The organism is Candidatus Binataceae bacterium, from assembly GCA_035508495.1.
Classification (GTDB): Bacteria; Desulfobacterota; Binatia; order Binatales; family Binataceae; genus JASHPB01.
Genome location: DATJMX010000050.1, coordinates 25,626 through 47,067, shown reverse-complemented (window position 1 = coordinate 47,067; position 21,442 = coordinate 25,626). Strand labels below are relative to the sequence as shown.

Here is a 21,442-nt window from a genome sequence, read left to right as displayed (position 1 = left end):
CGGCTGGAGCGCATGCATCGTCTCGGGCCAGGGAAATACAGGTGGATGCTGAATTTAGTGGCGGATTTATCGTCCGATAGATGAGGGTCGAGGCGTGAAGCCGACCCTTTACATGCAAGCCTTTCCAGGAGGAGTTCATGGTTAAGAAGTTCGCCGCTATCGCGGGCGGCGTCCTGATCGGTCTGGTTGTAGTTTTCGCCCATCAAGCCGGCGCCTTCCCGTTCTGGGGTTCAGGCGACGACTCAAGTGCGGCGCCGTCGCCTTCGGCGGGCAACTCGATGCCGATGGCGTCGGAGCCGGCCAAGCCCAACACCCCCGAGCCCAACGAGCGCGTCGGCGTCATTTCCTCGTTCGCGCCGCTCGTCAAGCGCGTCATGCCGGCGGTCGTGAGCGTCAAGATCGTTCAGGACGTCAAGATTTCCGGCGGTCCGTTCGGTGGCTTTCAAGGCCCTGGAGATGAGGGCGGCGATCCTAACGCAGGACCCGGCGAAGGCGATCAGGGCGGTGGCCCGGGAGATCAGGGTGGTCAGGGCGGTGGCGGCCCAATGCAAGGCGATCCTTTTGAGCAGTTCCGGCGCTTCTTCGGCCAGGGCATGCCGCGCGAGTACAAGCAGCATGGTCTCGGCTCGGGCGTAATCGTATCGCCAGACGGATATATCCTGACCAACAACCACGTTGTTGGTAACGCCGACGAAATCGACGTGCAGCTCTTCGACAAGCGCGAATTCACTGCCAAGGTCATCGGCAAAGATCCCAAGACCGACCTCGCGCTAATCAAGATCGACACCAAGGACAAGGTTCCGCTTCCGGTTGCTCCCCTCGGCGTATCAGGCGACACCCAGATCGGTGACTGGGTGATAGCAATCGGCAATCCGTTCGGCGTCGGCACCACCGTAACCGCCGGTATCGTATCGGCCAAGGGCAGGATCCTCGGTGGCGACTACGACGACTTCATCCAGACCGACGCGTCGATCAATCCCGGCAACTCGGGCGGTCCGCTCTTCAACGCCGAAGGCCAGGTTATCGGTATCAATACCGCGATCTACAGCCGCACCGGCTCCAACGTCGGTATCGGTTTCGCGATTCCCATCGACCTCGCCAAGAACGTGATGGATCAGCTCAAGGCCCACGGCCGCGTGATCCGCGGATGGCTCGGCGTCGAGATCCAGGAAGTCACCAACGACCTCGCGCAGTCGTTCGGCCTCGCGCAGGCGACCGGCGCCTTGGTGGCGAAGGTTGACAAGGACGGACCTGCGGCGAAGGGCGGAATCGAGCGCGGCGATATCGTGATCAAGTTCAACGGTCACGACGTTCACGACGAGCACGAGCTGCCCGCTCTTGTCGCGGAAACTCCGATCAACAAGTCGGTGCCCGTCGAGATCATCCGCAACGGCAAGCACATGACCGTACAGGTCACGACCGGTGAGCGCACCGAACCCACGGTGCAGACCGCCAAAGCGGAAGATCAGGGCGGCAGCTGGGGTATGCAGGTCGGCGATCTGACGCCCGACCTCGCGCAGCAGCTCCATATTGACATCACCAAGGGCGTCGTCGTGCGCAAGGTGAATCCTGACAGCCCGGCGGCGGATGCCGACCTTCAGCCCGGTGACGTTGTGCTCGAAATCGATCACAACAAGGTCGCGACCGTGAACGATTTCGTCGCCAAGGCCAAAGCGGCCAAGGACTCGAAGAAGCCGGCGCTGCTGCTGGTTCAGCGCGGCGCGGCCACCCTCTACACCGTGATCAAGCCGCCATCGGAGCAAGGCCAGGGCTAATCACGAAACGGCTAGTCAATTGAAGCAGCTCGAGCGGCACGGCGAGAAATCGTCGTGCCGCTTGCATTTTGATGCCTTCTTTCGCCGCATCGTGCGCGATGCTACCGGTTGAAGCGTCAATGGAGTTTCCGCGCAAATGCGATGTGCTGATCGCCGGTGCCGGTCCCGCCGGACTCGCGACCGCGCTCTATCTGTTGAAGGCGCATCCGGAGATGGCCGGCCGTGTCGTCGCGATCGACAAAGCGGCGCATCCGCGCTTCAAGACCTGCGCCGGCGGTTTGATTCCCAAGACGATGCTGGCGCTCGATGAGCTCGGAATCACGCTCGATGTTCCCGCGGTCGATGTGATGCGCGGCGCTGCACGGACCGAGGTCGGCGACGTCGATCTCACTCGCGGTGACACATTGTGTACAGTGATCCGGCGCGATCAGTTCGACGCGATGCTCGCGCACAAGGCGCGCGCCGCCGGTCTCCAGATCGTCGAGCGCTGCCGTATTGCCGGCGCGGCACAGGACCCATCCGGCGTTCGTGTTGCGACCGATCGCGGCGCGATCGCGGCCAGCGTTGTGATCGGCGCCGATGGCTCCGGGAGCCGGATTCGGCGCTCGATCTTCGGCGACGGCAAGGAAAATCTGGGCCGCGCGCTCATGAGAGATATCGCGGTTAACCCGGAGGCCGCGCGCGAATTCATCGAGCATCGCTACGTCTTCGACTTTCGATGCGTCGGCGGCGGTATCAAGGGTTACTCATGGTCGTTTCCCTGTCTGATCGACGGCCAGCCTCATCTGAACGTCGGTATCTACGACCAACTGCCGCGCGAAGACCACGGTATCGCGGGTGAGCAGTCGCTGATGCTTTCCGAACTGCGGCGCGCGTTTCCCGAACTCCCGCTTGATGATCTGGGCCATCGCAGCATGAACTGGCACGCGTTCCCAATTCGATGGTTCGATGAATCGGATCGATACGCGCAGGGCAGGGTGATCCTTGCTGGCGATGCGGCCGGAGTCGATCCGTTGATGGGCGAGGGCATTTCCTGTGCGTTCGAGCACGGCAAGCTCGCTGCCGAAGCGGTCGCGAAATTCAGCGCAGGCGATAACATGGCGCTCAACCAATACGATCGCGCGCTTCATCGCGGCACGGTCGGGCGCAAGCTTAAGATTCTCTCGTTCGCGGCGCGAAACTTCTACGGCCGGCGGCATCGCGCGTTTTTTCGCATCGCCAGGATGAGCCGCCGCGCCCGGGAAATCGGCGTCGATTGGTACAACGGCGCCGCGCATTTCGATGAGCTGCCGCCGTCGGCGCTAGTCGCCAAATGGATGCGCGCAGTTTTGTTTCGCGCACCTGTACGGTAGCATCATCGAGGTTGGGTGGTATGGCGAAGCGGGTGCAGTCGACTAGTGTAAGGCCGCGCAGAACCGCAAAAGCGGCTCCCGCGCCGCGCCGCTCCCGCCCCAAACGCCGCCGCCCCACGATTCTGCTGGTGATGGCGCTGACCGCGCTCATAGCCGGCTTCCTATTCCGCCGCATGATGCTGCCACAAGCAGTTCACTACCTGGCGTACCGCCCACCCGATCATCCGATTGCCTCGCCCGCATCAGAATCGACGAGCAACGAGAACTTGACCGAAAGTGATCGCCAGGCCCTGGAGGCTGTCGCCAGGAAGAAATGAAGTAGCGCGATGAGTGGGCAGATTCAGGTTAGCGACGATTTAGGGTTTCGCGTCGATTTGCCCGCGGCGCCGGTGCGGATCGTCTCGCTGGTGCCGAGCTGGACGGAGACGCTTTTCAGTTTCGGATTCGAGCAGGAAATCGTTGGTATCACGAAGTTCTGCGTCTCGCCTGAGGGCAAGGTCGCGTCGATACAAAAAGTCGGCGGCACCAAGAATCCCGATATTCGTGCGATCGCAGCACTCGAGCCTGACCTGGTAATCGCCAACGCGGAGGAGAACCGGCGCGAAGACGTCGATCGAATCCGCTCGCATGGAATCGCCGTGTTCACGACCTATCCGCGTACGATCCCCGGCGCGGTCGATTCGATCCTCAAGCTCGGACGCGTGCTCAAGCGCGAGGCCGCCGCGGGAGCGCTGGCGCGGCAAATCACGCTGGCGGTCGGCGGTATCGAGGCGGGCCTCGGCATCTGGAACAAGATGCGGCTGCGCGTTTTTTGTCCGATCTGGAAAAAACCCTGGATGACTTTCAACGCCGACACCTACGCGCACGATGTCTTGCGGATGCTCGGCTTCAACAACGTGTTTGCATCCGCCGGCGAGCGCTATCCTGTGACTACCCTCGACGAGGTCCTGGCGCGCCGTCCCGACATCGTGATTCTGCCCGACGAGCCTTACGAATTCGGCGACGACGATGTTGCCGAACTGAAGCCGATGCTGCCGCCTGCGCTCAGCCGCCGCGTGCTGATCGTCAGCGGGCGCGATCTGCATTGGTACGGCATGCACATGGTGAAAGGTCTCAAGTCGCTCGCTGACCGGCTCGCGAAGGTTCGCGCCGCCGTAATCTGATCGATTAGTCTTACGCAGCCTCGGCGCGTTAGAATCGCAATTAGTAATGTTAGGCAGATTATCTTTCATTGCCGCGTTGATGATTCTGATCGCGATGGTATTCGCGTCGTTCAAGAGTTTTCACGCGTCCGATTTCTCAGCCTCCGCACATCCTGTGGCGGTCGCGATGAACCATAGCACTGCGCCTGCTGCCGGGATGAGCGACGCCCCTGCGCCTGCGCCGATCTATCCGGGTGTTGCGGCCGCGCCGCCGCAGGACGCGGTTCCTGCTTCGCCCTCGAATCCGCAGGTTGACGCGAACTACCCGCCGCCCGGGATCGTTCAGCCGCCACCCGAGGACAATTCCCAGGCTGCGGTGCCCGACAGCAATAACGACGACAACAACAACGACAACAGTGACAACAACGACAACAACGACGCGCAGGCCGATCCGGGCGCGCCGCCGGTATGGCAACCGCCGCAACAACCGAGCGACGATCAAAGCGCCGATCAACCGGCAACCAATGGCATACCCGGTATCGTAATGCCCGGTATGCCGCCTCCCGACTAGGTCGCGGTTGCACCGTCACCGCAAAACGATTTAAAGGTCTGCGATCGCGAACTATGAAACGCGACTGCGCATCTTCACTGCTCGATAACGCTCAAGGAGAATTCCGATGCCTTCACCAGCGCCGCTTTCAGGTATCAAAGTGCTCGATCTGACCAAGCTCGCGCCGGGACCGTTCTGCACGATGATCCTTGCCGACCTCGGCGCCGAAGTGATCAAGATCGAAGAGCCGGGGCCGCCGACCGGTCGCCGCGCGCAGCAGGCCGGCACGGCTGGCCTGCAGGGACCGGGCGCGGGCTTCAGCAGCTCGCCGTTCAATGCGCTCAATCGTAACAAGAAGTCGATTGGACTTAACTTTAAGACTCAACCGGGCAAGGAAATATATCTGCGGCTGGCCATGCGCGCCGACGTGATTGTCGAAGAATACCGCCCCGGCGTCGCCGATCGCCTCGGTATCGGATGGGAAAAGCTCTCGGCACGAAATCCCAAGCTCATCTACTGTGCCATTACCGGCTACGGTCAGACCGGTCCCTATAAGAACTTGGTCGGTCACGATCTCAACTACATCGCGACCGCGGGCGTGCTCTCGATACTCGGCCGCAAGGACCAGCCGCCGACGATTCCCCACAATCTCATCGCGGACTATGCCGGCGGCGGCTTTCACGGCGCGATCGGCGTGCTCGCGGCACTCCTGGCGCGCCAGCAGACCGGCCGCGGACAATACGTTGATATCTCGATGATGGACGGCAGCCTGGCGCTGCTCGCGCAGGCCTTTTCGACCTTCTTCGCCGGCGGCAAAATTCCAACCCGCGGCGAATCGACGACCGACGGCGGAATCCCGAACTACAACGTCTATGCGACCAAGGACGGCAAGTTCATCACCATCGCGGCGATCGAACCGTGGTTCTTCGCCAACCTTTGCCGCGCGATGGGCCGCGAGGATCTCATCCCGCACGAGTATGACTCGTCGAAACGTGCCGAGATTTCGCAGTTCCTTACCGGCGCGTTCAAAACGAAGACGCGCGACGAATGGTTCGAATTGCTCAGCACGACCGACATCTGCGTCGGCAGGATGCTCACCTTCGACGAGGTCCCCGACGATCCCCAAATCAAGGCGCGCAACATGATCGTCGAAGTCGAAGCTCCCGGCGGCGCCAGGGTCAAGCAGGTGGGTATCCCGGTGAAACTCTCAGAAACTCCCGGATCGATAAGAACGCTCGCGCCCCAGCTCGGGCAGCATACCGAGGAAATTCTCACCGGTCTCGGCTACGCGCCGGAGGATATCGCGAAGTGGCGCGACGACGGCTCGATCAAATGAAGTGGCGCTGGCGCGCCTTCGCCCGCCAGCGCCGGCTCGTTACGGCGCAGCCTTCACCATTGCGTCGGTGGTGAAGAAGTCGCGATCCACCGCGCCCATGTTGATATACCAGCATTCCTTCTCCGGCGTGTTGCGGCTCGGCAGATAGCACATCGCGGTCATGCCGCTCTGGGTATCGGTCGCAGCCGCGGCCACGACAAAGGAGCGTTTGAATGGATATATCGCGACCCGCGCATCAGGCACGGGGCGATCGCGATACGTCAGCCAGTAAATATGGTTTTGCCATAGCTGTCCCTGCCGATCGTACGCGTCTTCGTAGAGCGGGAACCATACTTCGCTGTCGATATACAGAATGGTCTTTGACTGCAGCGCCTGGCTGTTATTTTTGCTGTAGCGGGGCGTCGCTTCGACGATGTACATATTGCGTTCTTCCCAGTTCTCCGGGCAGGCGCTCGCGCCGCCGTCGGTGCCACAAGTTACCTCGGGCGAATGAGCTGCGTGCACTGAACCGAGCATCGTTTTCTGGCCGAGAAAACGATAGTTATATTCTTCGACCTTAGCGTTGAAGCCCGAATAGTGATCGGGATCGAACACCACTATATTTCCGCCGCCTTCGCTGGACAGCCCGCCGCCCGTTACCGCGTCGGTCATCATGCCCTCGTTCAGCCGTCGCACGCGGCGCGCGCCGGTGTTCCATGACCAGATATCATCGGGCTTGGTTGGATTCGCATAGCGATAACGGATGAATCCCGCGCCGCGCATATTCTCTGGCGACATAATCGGATAAAGCGCGAATAGCCAGTACCGATTGGTAGTCTTGTAGTCCGGATCGATTGGAATCGGGTCGACTTCGGTGCGGCCAACTTCGTTGTATCCGGCATAATGCCCGACGTCGATTTCATCGAGCACGTTGTACGAATGATGCAAGCCGCCGCGCAGATTCTCGCACGCGAAATAACGCAGGTCGTAGTCATCGGTCGTGATGGGCCGAAATACATTGTTCCAGATGATCTTGTTCGCGACGTTCGGGTCGTTCGCATCGAGAAACGGGAACGGCTGGCCGGCGACGTAATTGACCAGCGAGCGGCCGTCGGCCGACATTCGCACCTGGTCCGAGTATTTCTCAGTCGCGTCGCGATATGGCGGCGGCCAGTCGATACGCGACGACGGCACAATATGCATAGTCATGCCGTTTTCGACTTTGTAGTAAACGCCAGGCGCGACCATGTCTTTTATCTTGTAGGCATTCTGCGAGTTGATCATATCGCCGGGCTTCACCGTGGCATTCGCAGATGCGCTCCAGCAGAACGCCAGCAACGCAACTGCAATCGGTGCGATACTCAATCGACACCATTTATTTTCTCTATTCATGAAATACTTCTCCGCGCCACTTTACTGGTGGCGCATTCGAGTGATGAATTCCGAATTGAAACTGGCGCGAGTGGCAATCAGCGCGCGGCGCGCCACAAAACATCAGAATTCAATCAGGCGAATTCGTCGGAAGATGGCGGAGAAGTTCGTCTATGGAAAAAGCTTCTGGTGGGCCGGTCACCGATCTCAACGTCGCGTGGGCGGGTCGAAATCCGCGGTTGGATCCGCGCCGGCGGCGCGAGGAGCGAATCGGCAAGTGGAGCGCGCGTGGCGCCCGCGGCATCGGGCGCAACCTCTTCGCTGGTACAGTGGGCGATGCCGCGCGACGGCGGCGTAACCACCGCCGCGAGCGACAATATCGACAAGGGCAGGGCGCGCGGCGCTGGAGCAATCGTCAACGCGCAGAACGAGATGAGCAGGATCCGCTGAACAGAGTTCAGTAGGCGGAAAAAGAGCATCCGAACGATGCTGGATATGCCGCGTGCGAACCTCAACGGCATGCTTCAATTTCACGCCTCGCGTTTCTCGAAGTCAAGGAGAAGTAAAATCGAGTTGCGCCGTCAACGCGTAAGCTCTGATGCATTGCTCAAATCCGCGAATCGATTCAAAATGCATCCATGCCACACAACGCCTTGTTCGTTCGCGGGCCGAATGAACCTCTGCGCATCGAGCGTGCCGAGGGACCCTGGCTCTTTACCACCGATGGCAAGAAGATCCTCGACGGTGGCGCCGGCGCGATCGTCGTGAATATCGGCCAGGGCCGCAAGGAAATCGCGGAGTTGACGGCGCGGATGGTCTCGACGCTCGATTACGTATTGCCGGTATGGAGCTCGCCCGAGCGCGAACAGCTCGTCGAGCGGCTCGTGGGCTGGACGCCGCAGGGAATGGAGCGCTTCTTCTTTACGAGCGGCGGCTCGGAAGCAATCGAAGCGGCGCTGAAGTTTTCGATTCTGTATCACAAGATCCGCGGCAAAGATTCCAAGCGCAAGATTATCGGGCGCCGCTTTTCGTATCACGGCAACACGATCGCCGCGCTCTCCGTCGGCGGCAGCAGCCGGCGTGCCGACTACGAGCACATCCTGTTCGATTGGCCGAAGATCGGGCCTTCGTATTGCTACAGATGTCCATGGGGCAAGACCTATCCCGAATGCGATACCGATTGCGCGACGGCGCTCGAGGAAGAAATCAAGCACAACGGCGCCGACACGATCGCGGCGTTTATCGCCGAGCCGATGATGGGCTCGAGCGGCGCGTGCACTCCGCCGGTCAAGGAGTACTGGCCGAAGCTGCGGGAGATTTGCGATCGCTACGACGTGCTGCTGATCGCCGACGAGGTGATGACCGGCTTCGGACGCACCGGGCGCCGCTTCGCCGTCGATCACTGGAACGTCGTGCCTGACCTGCTCGTTGGCGGCAAAGGGTTGACTGGTGGTTACATGCCGATGGGCGTGCTGGCCGTCAAAAACGAGTTGGTCGAAGTGGTCGAGCGCGCCAAGGCCGATTTCATGTTCTACACCTACAGTTCGCATCCGATCGCCTGCGCCGTCGCCAACGAGGTCCTCGCCATCATGGAACGCGAGCGCCTCGTCGAGCGCGCCGCCGAAGTCGGTGCCCGCCTGGGTGCGCATATCAAGGAAGAGCTGTCGGGGCATCCAATGGTTGGTGACATCCGCGGCTCCGGGATGTTCTGGGGCGTCGAGCTGGTCGAGGACAAGGCCTCGCGCACGCCGTATGCGCCCGAGAAGAAAGTGACCAATCGCGTGCTCGGCGCGGCGGTGCGGCGCGGGCTGTTCTTTTATCCATCGAGCGGGATGGCGGGGAAGGCGGGTGGTGACGCGATGATGCTCGCGCCGCCGTTCATCATCGGCGATCCCGAAATCGAGTTCATCGTGCGCACCGCGCGCGACGCGCTGGAAGAGATTCGCCCCAACCTGTAGCCTCGAAACGTACGCGCAGGCCGCGGAATCTAACGACTCGAGAGGAAACTGGATGGCCGATAGTATCATCGGGCCGACTTCGCATTATTTCTATTCGCAGCGGCTCAAGCTGCACTACGTCGATTGGGGAAACCCGGACAAGCCGCTGATGGTGCTGGTTCACGGCGGACGCGACCACTGCCGCAACTGGGACTGGAGCGCGCTCGACCTGCGCGAGCATTTTCACATCATCGCGCCCGACCTGCGCGGACACGGCGACTCCGACTGGGCTGTCGGCGGATCCTACTCGATGATTGATTATGTGCTCGATCTGGCGCAGCTGATGTCGGCCGTTGCGGCCGAGCCCGCCACGCTTATCGGGCATTCGCTGGGCGGCAGTATCGTGCTGCAGTACTCGGGAACCTTTCCCAGCATGGTCAAGCGCGTGGTCTCGATCGAGGGTCTCGGTCCGCCGCCGGGGATGATCCAGGACACTCCCGCCTACGAGCGGATGTCGAACTGGATCACGCAGATGCAAACCCTCGCGCGGCGCAAGGTGCGCGAATACCCGTCGATCGACGAGGCGCGGGCGCGGATGCGCGAGGCCAACCCCCATCTGAGCCGCGAGCAGGCGCGCCATCTGACGATCTGGGGTGTGCGCCGCAACGAGAACGGCACGTATTCGTGGAAGTTCGACAACTACGTCCATGCGACGTCGCCTTACATGTTCAATTCGAAGGATGCGCGCGAGATTTGGGGACGCATCACGTGTCCGACGTATTTGATTCGCGGCGCGGAATCTTGGGCTGGTGATTGGGTCAAGGACGGCCGCTTCGCGACCTTCAAGAACGCCGGGACCACGACCGTCGAAAAAGCTGGCCACTGGGTGCATCACGATCAACTGGCAGAGTTCCTCGAGATCGTGCATCGCTTTCTTGAGATTTAGCCGCGAGTTTGTTCTGAGTGGAATTGTATGCGCGCGCCAGGACTCTCACTTCGTTCTGATCAGTTCGAGTACGTTCGGCTGATCCTTCTTTCAGTGATCGTCGGTGTGCTCGGCGCGCTTGGCAATCTTGGCTTCCGCGAGCTGATCGATTTTTTCTCCTGGCTGTACCGCGGCCTGGAATGGAACTTCCTCGGTATTCCGCACGGCGGATGGCATCTGGCCTTTGTGCCGATCATTTTGCTTAGCGGCGGCCTCGGAATGCTGCTGCTGGATGCGCTGTCGCCCGGCGATGTGTTCGGCTACGGATTTCCGAATTTTCTCGAGATGGTGAATCTCGGCACGGCGCGCATCAAGCGGCGATGGATCGTGGTCAAGGCCGCAGGAGCGGCGTTGTCGCTGGGCGCCGGCGCCTCGGTCGGCCGCGAAGGACCAATTGCACAAATCGGCGGCGCGCTCGGCTCGCTGGTTGCGCAGGTAACCGGGCTCTCCGTCGATCGCGCGAAGGTGCTGGTCGCGGCGGGAGCGGGCGCCGGTATCGCAACGACCTTCAACGCGCCGATTGGCGGGCTGATGTTCGCGCAGGAGATCGTTCTGCTCGGCCATGCCGAGCTGGCCAACCTGACACTCCTCGTCATCGCGACGACCAGCGCGGTCGTCACCTCGCGCGCGATCCTCGGCGCCAGTGGCGCGGTCTTCGTGGTTCCTGAGTTCGTCCTGCGCAGTTACTGGGAACTCATCACGTATGGGCTGATGGGCGTGGTGCTTGGCCTCCTGGGCTCGGCTTACATCGAATTTTTTCACGCGACGGGGCGATGGTTCCGCAGACTGAACGTGCCCGACTGGGGGCGGCTCGCGATTGGCCTCACGATCGTCGGCATGATCGCGATCCCACTGCCGCAGAACCTGTCGGATGGTTACCCGGTCATCAACTCGGTGATGGCGGGCGAGTACGGGCTCGTCATGCTGCTGGCGCTGACGGCGGCGAAGTTCTTCGCCAGCAGCGTGTCGCTCGAATGCGGCGCGCCGGGAGGAGTCTTCGGGCCCACGTTTTTCATTGGCACGATGGCGGGGGGAGCGTTTCAGCGGGTCTCGATGCATGTGATGCCGGCTCTCACCGGACCGCGTGGATCGTATGGACTGTTGGGGCTCGGGGCGTTTCTCGCCGCCGTCACCCATGCGCCGCTGACGGCTCTGTTCCTGCTCTTCGAGATGACCCACAGCTACGAGGTCGCGGTGCCCGCGATGGTCGCGACGATCACGGCGTTGGTCGTATCGCGCGCAGTGCAGAGCGAATCGATGGACACCTACAGCCTCGCGCGCGAGGGCAAGACCCTCCAACTGTCGAGCGAGCGCGTCGCACTGACGCAAATACCCGTCGGCGCAGTGATGACCAAACATGTGACGTTTGTGCGCGAGAACGCCTCACTGGCCGACGTGCTCCAGGTCGCTGGCGACACGCATCAATCGACGTTGCCCGTGATCAGTACCGACGGCGATCTCGCCGGGCTGATAATTACGCGCGATTTGCTTTCGCTGGTGGCGGGCGGCGAGGAGCTTGGCCCGCTGGTCAACGCATTCGATATTTGCCGGGACAACCCGCCGTTCGTGAAGCCCGATAGCAATCTCGACAGCGCGGGTCAGCTCATGGAGCACGAAGGACTCGATGAGGTTCCCGTCGTTGAGAAGGCGGGTGGCCGCTTTCTTGGAATGGTAACGCGGCAGCATATTGCGCAGGCGCTCAACCGGGTGAACGTGTCGCTGGCGTCGATGGCGACGCGCGATCAGAACATCTTCTGGGCCACAGGTTATCGCGTAACTCGCATCGATATTCCCGAGGCTGCCGCGGGCCGCACCATAAGAGAGATCGACCCGCGCGCAAGATTCGGCGTGACAGTGCTCGCGTTCCAGGATGGCGAGAATCCCGACGTCGGGTTCGTGCCAATTACGCCCGACCGCGCATTCAAGCACGGAGATTTGCTGATAGTTGCCGGCAGACCATCGGACATCAGGCAATTCACTCGCGAGCTGGAAAACCCAGCCGCCCGCACCACGAACGGCTCGGCTCAGGCAACCGGGTCGCCATCCGCGAATAAATAAGGCCGCGCACGGCCAGCGCGAAGCTCCGTGCACAGGCCTTCGACCGTGCTCACGGCGCGCTCAAGTTCCGTAGCGCAGGTTTGGAACCATTTTCCGGTTGCGAAGTGAGCGTCGCTGCCGCCGACCTGGGTTAGCCCCAGCTTGAGCGCCGCGTCGAGAGCGTGCTGGTTTTCGCTCTTGGAGTTCTGTCCGTTGATCGCTTCGATCGCGCCCAGCGCGGCGCCATGGCGAGCGAGGAGCGCGTCCAACCGTATGCCGAAGCCGGATTCGCGGAACGGATGCGCCGGAATCGCGATACCGCCCTCGTGATGCAGCACCTCGATCAGATGCTCGCTCTTGAGCATCCGCGAGCACAGGTCGAAGCGGCGCATGACTTCGTGGTTAACGCCGAATAACAAAAGGTGGCCGAGGTCGGTGTCAGCTTCGATGCCTTTAAAGACCGCAATCTGAAAGCGCTCTGACAGTCGGCCATACAGCCGGTCGATCTCCGGATCAGTCGGAAACAGGCGATGCTCGGTGAAGCAGATAGCTCCGAGCCCACGCTGAGTGCTGGCGGCGAATTCGAGATACTGCTCAGGCGCGACGTTCGAGTCGGCCGACAGATTCGTATGCACGTGCAAGTCGACGATCATTGCGGAGGCAGTTTCACACAGCCGCGTGGTGATGCAAACCCTCGCGAGGGAAGAGCGGTATCAACTACTTGATGTTCACCGGGCCGGTGTTGGCGATGAGCAATTTCCAACTCGCGATCTCGGGATAGTTGCTCAGGTTCAATTCCTCGGCGAATTGAATCAGCCGCGCCGTGTCGACACCGAAGCCCTGCTCCGATCTCTGCCGCAGATAGTAGGGCGGAATACTCTGATAGTAGATCGCAGCCTGCACCGCGGCCGGTGTGCCCGGAATCTGCGCCAGCGGAATCTGGTAGCTCACGATGCTGCAGCCGCATCCGTTTTGATACGACGGGTCATCGCCGACGCCGACTGATGGTATGAACTCCGCAAACGGGCCTTGTGCAGAGCGTCCCCGCGCCTGGATGCGGTTGTCCTTAACTTTGTGGTCGAGGCTGAGGAAGCTGGTGGTTAGCAGTCCCTGAGGGTCGACGACCAGCTCTTCGTAGATCTGGACCTGCTTGTCGCTTGTGATCGGCGAGTTTTCCCAAAAGTGAGGCTGGAAGCTCTGCTGGGCGGGACTAAAGAATTCGGTCTGAAGCGGAGCGCCGGAATTGTCCAGGATAACGCCGTTGCGATTGGTGTTGCCCGATGCCCACAGCACTTTGCCGGCCGCATCCAAAACCTGGAAGTTGACGAATGCACGGCGGAAGCTGACGCCGCTCGGAAAGTTGTGGCCCGCCAGATTGGTTACGGTGACCTTGGCGCTAAGCGTGCTGGCGTCGGTCGAAACGGAGTCGACGCCGATCGTGGCGGTGGCAGTCTGCGCTTGTCTGATTCCTTCCTGCACCGCGGTCTTCTGCGAAGAGATCTGGTCCCTGATCGGGCCGGGTAGATTTGGATTGACCTTGAACAATCCCAGGTCCCGGCGAAACTGATCGAACATATCGAGCACGAACAGGTTGATGCCGTTCAGCTGATGACGCGAGTAGTTGCTTCGTATTGGCAGCTCCAGTTCGCTGTCGGGAGCGCGCGTCGAGGGGCCAGTACGAGGGACCGGAGGAAAGGTATCGTCCTCGATATTGGCGATCTTAAATTCCAGAGCGGTGCCGTGATAGTCGGTCGGCATGTGGCATTGCTGGCAGGCTGTCTGATCGGTAGGCGGTAAGAAGAAGCTGCTGTTGGTCCATTCGAAGAAAGTGGTCTGTTCGAATTCGGTCTTCGGGTGACCATCCTCATCGAGAACCTGCCGCCCTTTATCGTCGAACACCGGCAGTTCAATCGTGTGACAAGAGGTGCAAAGCGAGGAGGACTGCTTGCCGAAACGGTCCCTGCCAAATTGCACCGCAAATATCGGCGCTACTCCGATCGCATTCTGCATCGGCAGTACAGGGGGACTGCTGTAAGGCCCGTAGAGCTCATCGGGCGGACCGATATTGAAAAGGCCTGTGTACGTTGCCGGGTCATTCAGCTGGTCCGCCGACATATGATGGCAAACGGCGCACGAGACACCGTCGCGCGCGAGCGCACCGTACTTGTCCGTCGGACTCGCCAGTCTGTCACGTGTAAACAGCTGGTTGGGTCCAGGATTGTCGATGTGAAACTGCCGCTGGCCCATCGTGCCATGGCAGCGCAGGCATAGATCCTGGACGAACGCAGTCCCGTTGGGCTTTCCTTCCAGGTGGCCGTGCAGAGCAGATTCAGTATCGAGTTGCGCGAAGAACACCGGGTCGCGCCCGGCGAGACCCATCATCGAGTAGCGCCACTCTCCGATTGCCGAGAGATTTTTCAGCGATCCGTCATCGGCCTCGAAGATCATCCGCGGCGTGACGCCGGTCAGCGTTCCGGTCGCGTCATGGCATCCGCTGCATTGATCGGAAGTGACGAACTGCTGCGGTCCGCCATGCGCCGGGCTCGGCGTCACCACGTGGTCCAGCGCCTCGGAAACCATGCAGGGCGGTTTCAGCGCGGAAAGCGGTATCAGATTTTCGAAGATTGAGCTCGGCAGTTCGGTAAACTCGCGAGCGAGCTTCGCTTCCAGAGCACTCGTGTCTTCGATCTTGAACGGCGCCATCTCGTTGGCTGCGTCGAATGAAAGCGCGAGCGTTCGAGCGGCAGGCGTGGCAGCGAGGTAAGCGGTGCTCGAATAGGTGTCCTGCGCGCTGGCCGAAGCATGACAGTTGAGACAGTAGAGTCCCGGGCCGTTGAAAAGGACCTGCGGCTCGGCACAGCCCCCGCCCGGAGGCGGCTGCGGCGGCGCGTTCGGATTCGACGGACTCGGGTTGGTCAGGTCGCCCCAGTACCATCCGTCCCACGAGATATTCGCGTCCTTGATCATCACCGTCCATTCGGTGAGCGGCGCGGTCGGGCTCGCATACATTTCCTTGACGATAATCGCGCCGTTGGGAATGGGACCCTTGCGCTGACTCGTCGTCATCCAGGTGAAGACCTCGGGCGAGTACCAGACCTTTACGTAAGGATGGACGCCGTCGCTCGTGCGGACCGCAGCATCGTGCTTCCAGTTCTCATGCTGGTAGCAGAGGTGGTTTAGAAAATTCGTCAGCTGAGGCAGGAAGCCGGGCGAGGAGGCCGGCGGCAGCGGAGCGCATTGAATCGCGCGCGCGGCAGCCGGCAGTCCTATCAAGAGAAGGGCCAAAACGAACGCGACGACTGTCTTTCTAACCATCCGCAACCTTCGAAACCATGCCCAAGCAGAATTCCAAGAAACCGGCGTTAGAGTAAACACAAAAGGTGTGATTTAGGGAACTCGCCGCCATCGTCCGCTCTTCGTCGCGGGCAGCGGGCGCGGCGCGGTTCAGGGCTCGCCGAAGCCGTCGCGGACCTGGAGGTGATCTTCGATCGAGAAGACGCCCGCGATCATGTAGACCTGGGACTGCACCATGATGCGATCGGTTTCGTTCTGCACCGTGCCCCAGAGTACGAGAGTGTTGCCGTCCATCTTGAAGTGCACGCCGTTGTAACCTTGTGCGTCGAGCGATCGGCGCAGCATCTGCAGCCGTGGATTACTGGCCAATGCGTCGCCTTCATCGGGTGCTGACGGCGCTGAGGGTGCGGAAGGTGGGACGTAACTGCTGCCGCCACCGTCGGGTGACGTGTCGTCCCCTTGTTGCTGCATGTATCGGATCGAGAAGAAGCCGGCGAGAAAAAGTATGACCACGAATAAGGTCAGATGGCGCGGGCGCACGGCGCGCCGCCGCCGCCGCATCGGCGGCTCTTCGCTTTCAAAATCGTAGGAGGGCTGTGGCTGCGACCACGAGTCGGGACCAGGACCGGCCACATCGTCGAGCACGATCGTGCGCGCTTCGGCTTGCGCGGCTGGGTTTCGTGGCAGACCGAGCGTGCCGGTCACATTCGCGGCGCAGAACGAGCAGAAGTTGGAATCGATCGGAATTTTCCGCCCGCATCGCGGACACGCCGCATCGATGGCATCGCTGAGCATCGTCGGCGCGGATGGGGTTGCTGGCGGCTTCTTTGAGAGCGGAAGCTTGAGTTGCGAGCGTGGTTGACTGCCGGATGTGCCCGGCTGAGCCGTATCGGCAGCGGGCGGATACGCGCGCCCGTCGCGAATTTCGAGCAAGCGCCGTTTGAACTCGGCCGCATCGGGAACGCGCAAGACGACGTCGTATTTCAATGCGTCATCGATAAGCTCGCACAGACCCGGCGTCGCCTGCGGACAGAGCGAACGTAGCGGCGGAAAGCTGAACGGCGGCTCGAGCGCGGGATCACGGCCGGACAGCGCGTGATGCATCGTCGCGCCGAGCGCGTAGAGATCCGAGCGCGCCTCGACGCGGCCGCGATACTGCTCGGGCGGCGCGTAGCCCTGCGTGCCGATCATCGTGGCGTTGCTCAGCGGCTGGAAATGCCGCGCGATGCCAAAGTCGATGAGCTTGGCCTGCGCGTTGCGCCCGATCATCACGTTCGACGGCTTGAGATCGCGATATATGACGGGCGGCTCGAGGTTGTGCAGGTAGTTCAGCGTGTCGAGGATTTGCAGCGCGATGTCGATGAGCTCGGCCTCGGGCATCTTGCCGCCGTCGGCCTTGAGCTCGTCCTCGAGCGTGATGCCATCGATGTATTCCATCACGAGGTAGTGATGGTTTTCCTCGCTGAAACGATCGAACACGCGCGGGATATGCTCGTTGCTGAGCTGCGCGAGCATGTCGGCCTCGCGCTGGAAGGCGGCCACGGCCTGCTTCTGCATGTCGGGGCTGGTGAAGCTGTCGACCATCTCGGCGAGTGCGCAGGGCCGCGATGCGAGGCGCAGATCCTCGGCGAGATAGACGAGCTTCATGCCGCCGCCGCCGAGCGGGTGCAGAACCTTGTAGCGTCCGCCAACGATAGTGTTCGAATCGATCATGCCAGCACGAGCTGCCGCATATTCCTATCCAAGCTTAGCCGGAGTTCGATCGCTAGCGAACTCTTGGTGTAGCGAACGCATCGTCGGAGATTGTGCCGGCGAGTGCGGCATTGGCGGCGCATATGATGTGAAGCACGACGCCCAGCGGGAACGACGCGCCGTAGGCGAATGAAACTCCAAAGAACCATCCGATCCCGCGCCCGACGCGGCCGCGATAAAGATGCCCGAGGCCGGGAATAATGCTGAGGATCGCCGCCATCACCGGGTTGAAGCCGGGGTTCTGCCGAATCCAGACCGAGGCGTTTAACGGCGCGCCGCATTCCTTACAAAACGAAGCATCCCTGACGACCACTGGCTTGCCGCATCGCGAGCAGAAGCGCGGCTTCATCGCGTCGCGATCACGCACGGAAGACGAACCACGCGTCGCCCAGCCGGAATGATTCGCCGTCAGCGAGCGGCGCCTCCGTCACGCGATTGTACGCCACGTAGGTGCCGTTCTGGCTGCCGAGGTCGCGCACCACGAAGCCGCCGTTGCGCGTCTCGACGCTCGCATGATGGCGCGAGACCGAAGAATGGTTGATGACGATATCGTTGTCGAGGGCGCGGCCGATCGTCGTCGCCGCTCCGGTCTTGAGTTGAAATCGCGTGCCCGCGGTGTCAGTCAGACACGGCCCGGCTCCCGAAGGTGTTGCCGATGTGACAGGCGGTGGAGGCGGCGCGACGCGAGCAGGCGAGGGGGCGCGCGTCGTGAACGCCGCTTGCGGCTGACCCACGGCGTTGCGCAGGTGAAAGACCATCTCGTAGCCGCCGATCGCGACGCGATCGCCGTCGTGCAACGTCACCGTTTCGATACGGCTGCCATTGACGAAGGTTCCCGCCTGGACGGCGAGATTCTTCAAGACGTAGTCACTGCCCTGGCGCTCGATAATCGCGTGACGCGCCTGCACGGCGGTATCGCCGAATAGACCGATCGGATTTTCCTCGGCGCGGCCAATTGTTGCGCGCGCTCCCTCGACGCGGAACTGGCGGCCGCGCAGGCGGCCCTTGTCGACGACGATCCACGCGGCCTTGGTGAGCTCCTGCACGAGTCCGATCAAAAGCCCAATCAGCAGTCCGATAAGGCTGAGGCCGATGAATCGCGCCGGCAGTCCACCGCCCGTCACGCCGTTGATTAAATCGAACAAAGCGCCGCCGATGAACCCGCCGATCACACCGCCGAGCGCGCCCTTGGGCACGTTGGCCATGTTGAACGTAGCGATGCCGACGCCCAGACCGAGCACGCCGCCCATCACGACCCAGCTCGTGATTCGCGCGACGACGAGGAAGAACATCGAACCCTGGTGATTGAAGCTCCATCCGCCAGCGTTGAGGATCGCCCCGAAGATCATGTTGGAGATGAAATTCGAGACCAGTCCTGCCAGGCAGCAGATCACGAATCCGCGCAGGAACTTGCGCTGCGTCTCGGGCGATAGCTCGATTTGTTGGCCCTCAGCGGCGACGATGAAGCCGCCAATCATTCCCGACAGGATGACCATCGCGAGGTAGCTGAGGATTACATTCGTGGTCGAGATTTGCTCGGTCAGCGAATGACCATTCGTCACCAGCTCGACGGGGAGCCATCCGATCGCACCGCCGGCCAAGCCAGCCAGTGCCTTCATCATCAGTTCGCGGCGATTAAGCGTGCCGTTCATGTGGATATCTTTGCTTCGTTTGGGACCTGAGACCTAAGCAAGGGCTGTGCTGTCTATAATACCCGCCCAAATCGGGCTGGAAAACGCATCCTCTGGATGGTCGGTGCAGGCGCGGTCCTGCGCCGAGGTTGCCGATTCCAGCCAAATCGGTGCATCATCCGTGGCTAAACTTAATCACGATCGCGGGATGGTCATGTCCGAAGAGACTCTTTTGCCTGAGAAATTCGGCCCTTTGCAGGGCGTCAAGATCGTATCCACCGGAACACTGATTGCGCAGCCGTTTGCGGCTGAACTCGCCTCTGAGATGGGCGCGGAGGTGATTCAGATCGAGCGCGTCGGCGTGGGCGATACCGGATGGCGCAATATCGGCGTGCGCATTCCCACCACCGACGGCAAGGGCGCGGTGGCGACGAGCTGGATCCAGGAGCGGCGCAACGTCTTTTGCGTGACGCTCGATCTCTCCAAGCCGCGCGGCAAGGAGATCTTCCTGAAGCTCGTCGCGCGCGCCGACATCTGGATGGAAAGCTCGAAGCCCGGCACCTATTCGAAATGGGGACTTGACGACGCCAGCGTCTGGAAGGTCAACCCGAAGCTGGTGATTACGCACGTCTCGGGCTTCGGCCAGACCGGTGATCCTGACTTCGTCGCGCGCGCATCCTACGACATCGTGGGTCAGGCTGCGGGCGGGATGCTCTATCAGACCGGTTTTCCCGATCCGACGCCGCCGACGCGCGCCGCACCTTGGACGGGAGACTACATTACGGCGCTTTTCACGATGTGGTCGTCGCTCGCGGGCCTGACTTACGCGCGAACAACCGGCAAGGGGCAGTCGATTGATCTCGCGCAATACGAGGCGATTCACAAAACGATCGGCGGCACTATGCTCGAGTACTTTCAGAAGGGCATGGTGCGCGAGCGCACCGGTAATCGCGCGACGGGCTTTCAGCCGCTCGATACGTTTCAGGCCAAGGACGGATGGGTTGTGCTCGGCGCGCTTGGCGACGTGTACGGGCGCCTGCTCCAGGTTATCGGCCTCGACCCCAAAGATCCCAAGTGGGAAATCGCCCGGACCGATCTCGAATCGATCGAAGGAATCGAGTTCGACGCGATCCTGCGCGGATGGATCAGCGAACGCACCGTCGCCGAAGTGGTGCATCAGATGGCGGCGGGCGGCAAGGTTCCGTGTTCGCCGATCATGTCCGCGAAGGACATGGCCGATGATCCGCAATATCGTGCGCGTGGCGTGCACGTCGAGTGGAACGACGAACAGGTCGGGCCCGTCAAAGGAATCGGCGTGGTGCCGAGGTTCTCGCTGACGCCGGGCAAGATCACGCGCGGCTCGGTTCCGATCGGCCACGACAATCAGCGCGTATTCGGCGAGATGCTCGGGCTCAGCGCCCAGGACCTCGAGGCATTGAGCCGCGAGAAAGTGATCTAGCTCGCGACCTTGGCCATAAAGGTCTCGACCGATTCGCCGAACGCGGCTTCGTCGGGATAGCGGCCCAGGTCGAGGATGAAGTAGGTCGCACCCGCCTCGCGCTCAGCTTGGAGCCTTGCGCGCGCAGCCGCGATATCGTGGAACTTCATGCCACGGCGAACGATGATCTCAGGATCGGGGCGCCCCTTGGCGCGCAGCATCGATTTCAACTCTTCAACTTTCGCTTCAAGTTCCGTGGCGGACAGCATCGGATGCCAGCCGTCGCCGAAATCCACGACGCGTTTGATCGCCGCGTCGCCGTTGCCGCCGATCCAGATCGGGGGCCGCTTGGGCCGCGGCAGCGATACGAAAGAGGGGAAGCGTACCGTCTTGCCCTCGAAACCGCCCGGAAGGTCGGCGCTGAAAAGGTGATGGATCACTTCAAGTGTCTCGGTGGTGATCACTCCGCGGCGGCGGAAATCCACGCCCAGCGCCTCGAACTCCGGTTTCATCCATCCGCTGCCGGTCGCGAGGATGACGCGCTCGCCGGAGAGCTCCTGGATCGCCGCGAGCTGACGCGCAGTCAGCACCGCTGGACGATATGGCAACACCAGCACCGAGATGCCGATGCGGATCCGCTCGGTCATGCCGGCCAGAAAGGCGATCGTCGCCATCACGTCGAGGTAGCGGCCGCCCGAGCCCTCGGCCTGATCGGTAGGAATACACAGGTGATCGGAAACGAAGATTGCGTCGAACCCCGCCTGCTCAGCGATCCGCGCGCAAGCCATGATCGTTTTGCGGCTCGACTGCGGGCCCATATTGCGAACTGCAATGCCGTACTTCATTGTGTTGCTGCCCTTGAA

The 21,442-nt window shown here is 61.5% G+C and carries 18 protein-coding genes; 11 read left to right on the top strand and 7 right to left on the bottom strand.

All coding sequences use genetic code 11. The features are described 5' to 3' along the window. Positions 1-137: 137 nt before the first annotated feature. The 6 genes from VMA09_16255 to VMA09_16230 all read left to right on the top strand — a co-directional run bounded on the left by VMA09_16255 (position 138) and on the right by VMA09_16230 (position 6,155). Positions 138-1,775 (top strand): DegQ family serine endoprotease, encoded by a 1,638-nt coding sequence (locus VMA09_16255; GenBank protein ID HUA35163.1) that lies wholly within the window; start codon positions 138-140, stop codon positions 1,773-1,775. Positions 1,776-1,873: 98 nt separating this feature from the next. Beyond that, on the top strand, positions 1,874-3,127 hold the full coding sequence (locus VMA09_16250; protein ID HUA35162.1) for an NAD(P)/FAD-dependent oxidoreductase: 1,254 nt from the start codon (positions 1,874-1,876) through the stop codon (positions 3,125-3,127). A gap of 131 nt (positions 3,128-3,258) precedes the next feature. After that, positions 3,259-3,444 (top strand): hypothetical protein, encoded by a 186-nt coding sequence (locus VMA09_16245; protein ID HUA35161.1) that lies wholly within the window; start codon positions 3,259-3,261, stop codon positions 3,442-3,444. Between the two features lie 9 nt (positions 3,445-3,453). Then, a complete protein-coding gene (locus VMA09_16240) occupies positions 3,454-4,290 on the top strand; it encodes a helical backbone metal receptor (GenBank protein HUA35160.1) in 837 nt (278 codons plus the stop codon). Positions 4,291-4,456: 166 nt separating this feature from the next. Beyond that, entirely contained in the window at positions 4,457-4,840 is a 384-nt protein-coding gene (locus VMA09_16235) for a hypothetical protein (protein ID HUA35159.1), read from the top strand. 106 nt (positions 4,841-4,946) lie between these two features. Continuing rightward, positions 4,947-6,155 (top strand): CaiB/BaiF CoA-transferase family protein, encoded by a 1,209-nt coding sequence (locus VMA09_16230; protein ID HUA35158.1) that lies wholly within the window; start codon positions 4,947-4,949, stop codon positions 6,153-6,155. A 39-nt stretch (positions 6,156-6,194) separates the two neighbouring features. Here the strand turns inward: VMA09_16230 and VMA09_16225 are convergent, their stop codons facing one another. Continuing rightward, a complete protein-coding gene (locus VMA09_16225) occupies positions 6,195-7,526 on the bottom strand; it encodes a DUF1329 domain-containing protein (GenBank protein ID HUA35157.1) in 1,332 nt (443 codons plus the stop codon). A 267-nt stretch (positions 7,527-7,793) separates the two neighbouring features. Here VMA09_16225 and VMA09_16220 point away from each other — a divergent pair, with 267 nt between their 5' ends. The 4 genes from VMA09_16220 to VMA09_16205 all read left to right on the top strand — a co-directional run bounded on the left by VMA09_16220 (position 7,794) and on the right by VMA09_16205 (position 12,485). Beyond that, positions 7,794-7,955, top strand: coding sequence for a hypothetical protein (locus VMA09_16220; GenBank protein ID HUA35156.1), 162 nt, complete (start codon positions 7,794-7,796; stop codon positions 7,953-7,955). Between the two features lie 188 nt (positions 7,956-8,143). Continuing rightward, positions 8,144-9,463: an aspartate aminotransferase family protein gene (locus VMA09_16215; GenBank protein HUA35155.1), complete on the top strand. Its 1,320-nt coding sequence runs from the start codon at positions 8,144-8,146 to the stop codon at positions 9,461-9,463. 52 nt (positions 9,464-9,515) lie between these two features. Next, positions 9,516-10,388, top strand: coding sequence for an alpha/beta hydrolase (locus VMA09_16210; GenBank protein ID HUA35154.1), 873 nt, complete (start codon positions 9,516-9,518; stop codon positions 10,386-10,388). 27 nt (positions 10,389-10,415) lie between these two features. Beyond that, positions 10,416-12,485, top strand: coding sequence for a chloride channel protein (locus tag VMA09_16205; protein HUA35153.1), 2,070 nt, complete (start codon positions 10,416-10,418; stop codon positions 12,483-12,485). Here the strand turns inward: VMA09_16205 and VMA09_16200 are convergent. The 5 genes from VMA09_16200 to VMA09_16180 all read right to left on the bottom strand — a co-directional run bounded on the left by VMA09_16200 (position 12,452) and on the right by VMA09_16180 (position 19,162). After that, complete coding sequence (locus VMA09_16200; protein ID HUA35152.1) at positions 12,452-13,117, bottom strand: PHP-associated domain-containing protein; 666 nt, start codon at positions 13,115-13,117, stop codon at positions 12,452-12,454. The genes VMA09_16205 and VMA09_16200 overlap by 34 nt on opposite strands. A gap of 64 nt (positions 13,118-13,181) precedes the next feature. Beyond that, on the bottom strand, positions 13,182-15,779 hold the full coding sequence (locus tag VMA09_16195) for a hypothetical protein (protein ID HUA35151.1): 2,598 nt from the start codon (positions 15,777-15,779) through the stop codon (positions 13,182-13,184). 129 nt (positions 15,780-15,908) lie between these two features. Continuing rightward, positions 15,909-17,471 carry a protein kinase gene (locus VMA09_16190; GenBank protein HUA35150.1) on the bottom strand — a complete coding sequence of 521 codons (1,563 nt, stop codon included), beginning with the start codon at positions 17,469-17,471 and terminating at the stop codon, positions 15,909-15,911. Positions 17,472-17,523: 52 nt separating this feature from the next. After that, positions 17,524-17,877, bottom strand: a complete 354-nt coding sequence (locus VMA09_16185; GenBank protein ID HUA35149.1) for a zinc ribbon domain-containing protein — start codon at positions 17,875-17,877, stop codon at positions 17,524-17,526. Further along, positions 17,870-19,162 (bottom strand): FHA domain-containing protein, encoded by a 1,293-nt coding sequence (locus VMA09_16180; GenBank protein HUA35148.1) that lies wholly within the window; start codon positions 19,160-19,162, stop codon positions 17,870-17,872. Before VMA09_16180 ends, VMA09_16185 begins: the two co-directional genes overlap by 8 nt. 160 nt (positions 19,163-19,322) lie before the next feature. Between VMA09_16180 and VMA09_16175 the strand changes: the two genes are divergently transcribed. Beyond that, a complete protein-coding gene (locus VMA09_16175; protein ID HUA35147.1) occupies positions 19,323-20,600 on the top strand; it encodes a CoA transferase in 1,278 nt (425 codons plus the stop codon). Here VMA09_16175 and VMA09_16170 read toward each other — a convergent pair. Beyond that, positions 20,597-21,424, bottom strand: a complete 828-nt coding sequence (locus tag VMA09_16170; GenBank protein HUA35146.1) for a TIGR03619 family F420-dependent LLM class oxidoreductase — start codon at positions 21,422-21,424, stop codon at positions 20,597-20,599. The two genes, VMA09_16175 and VMA09_16170, sit on opposite strands and share 4 nt — an antisense overlap. Between the last annotated feature and the right edge of the window lie 18 nt (positions 21,425-21,442).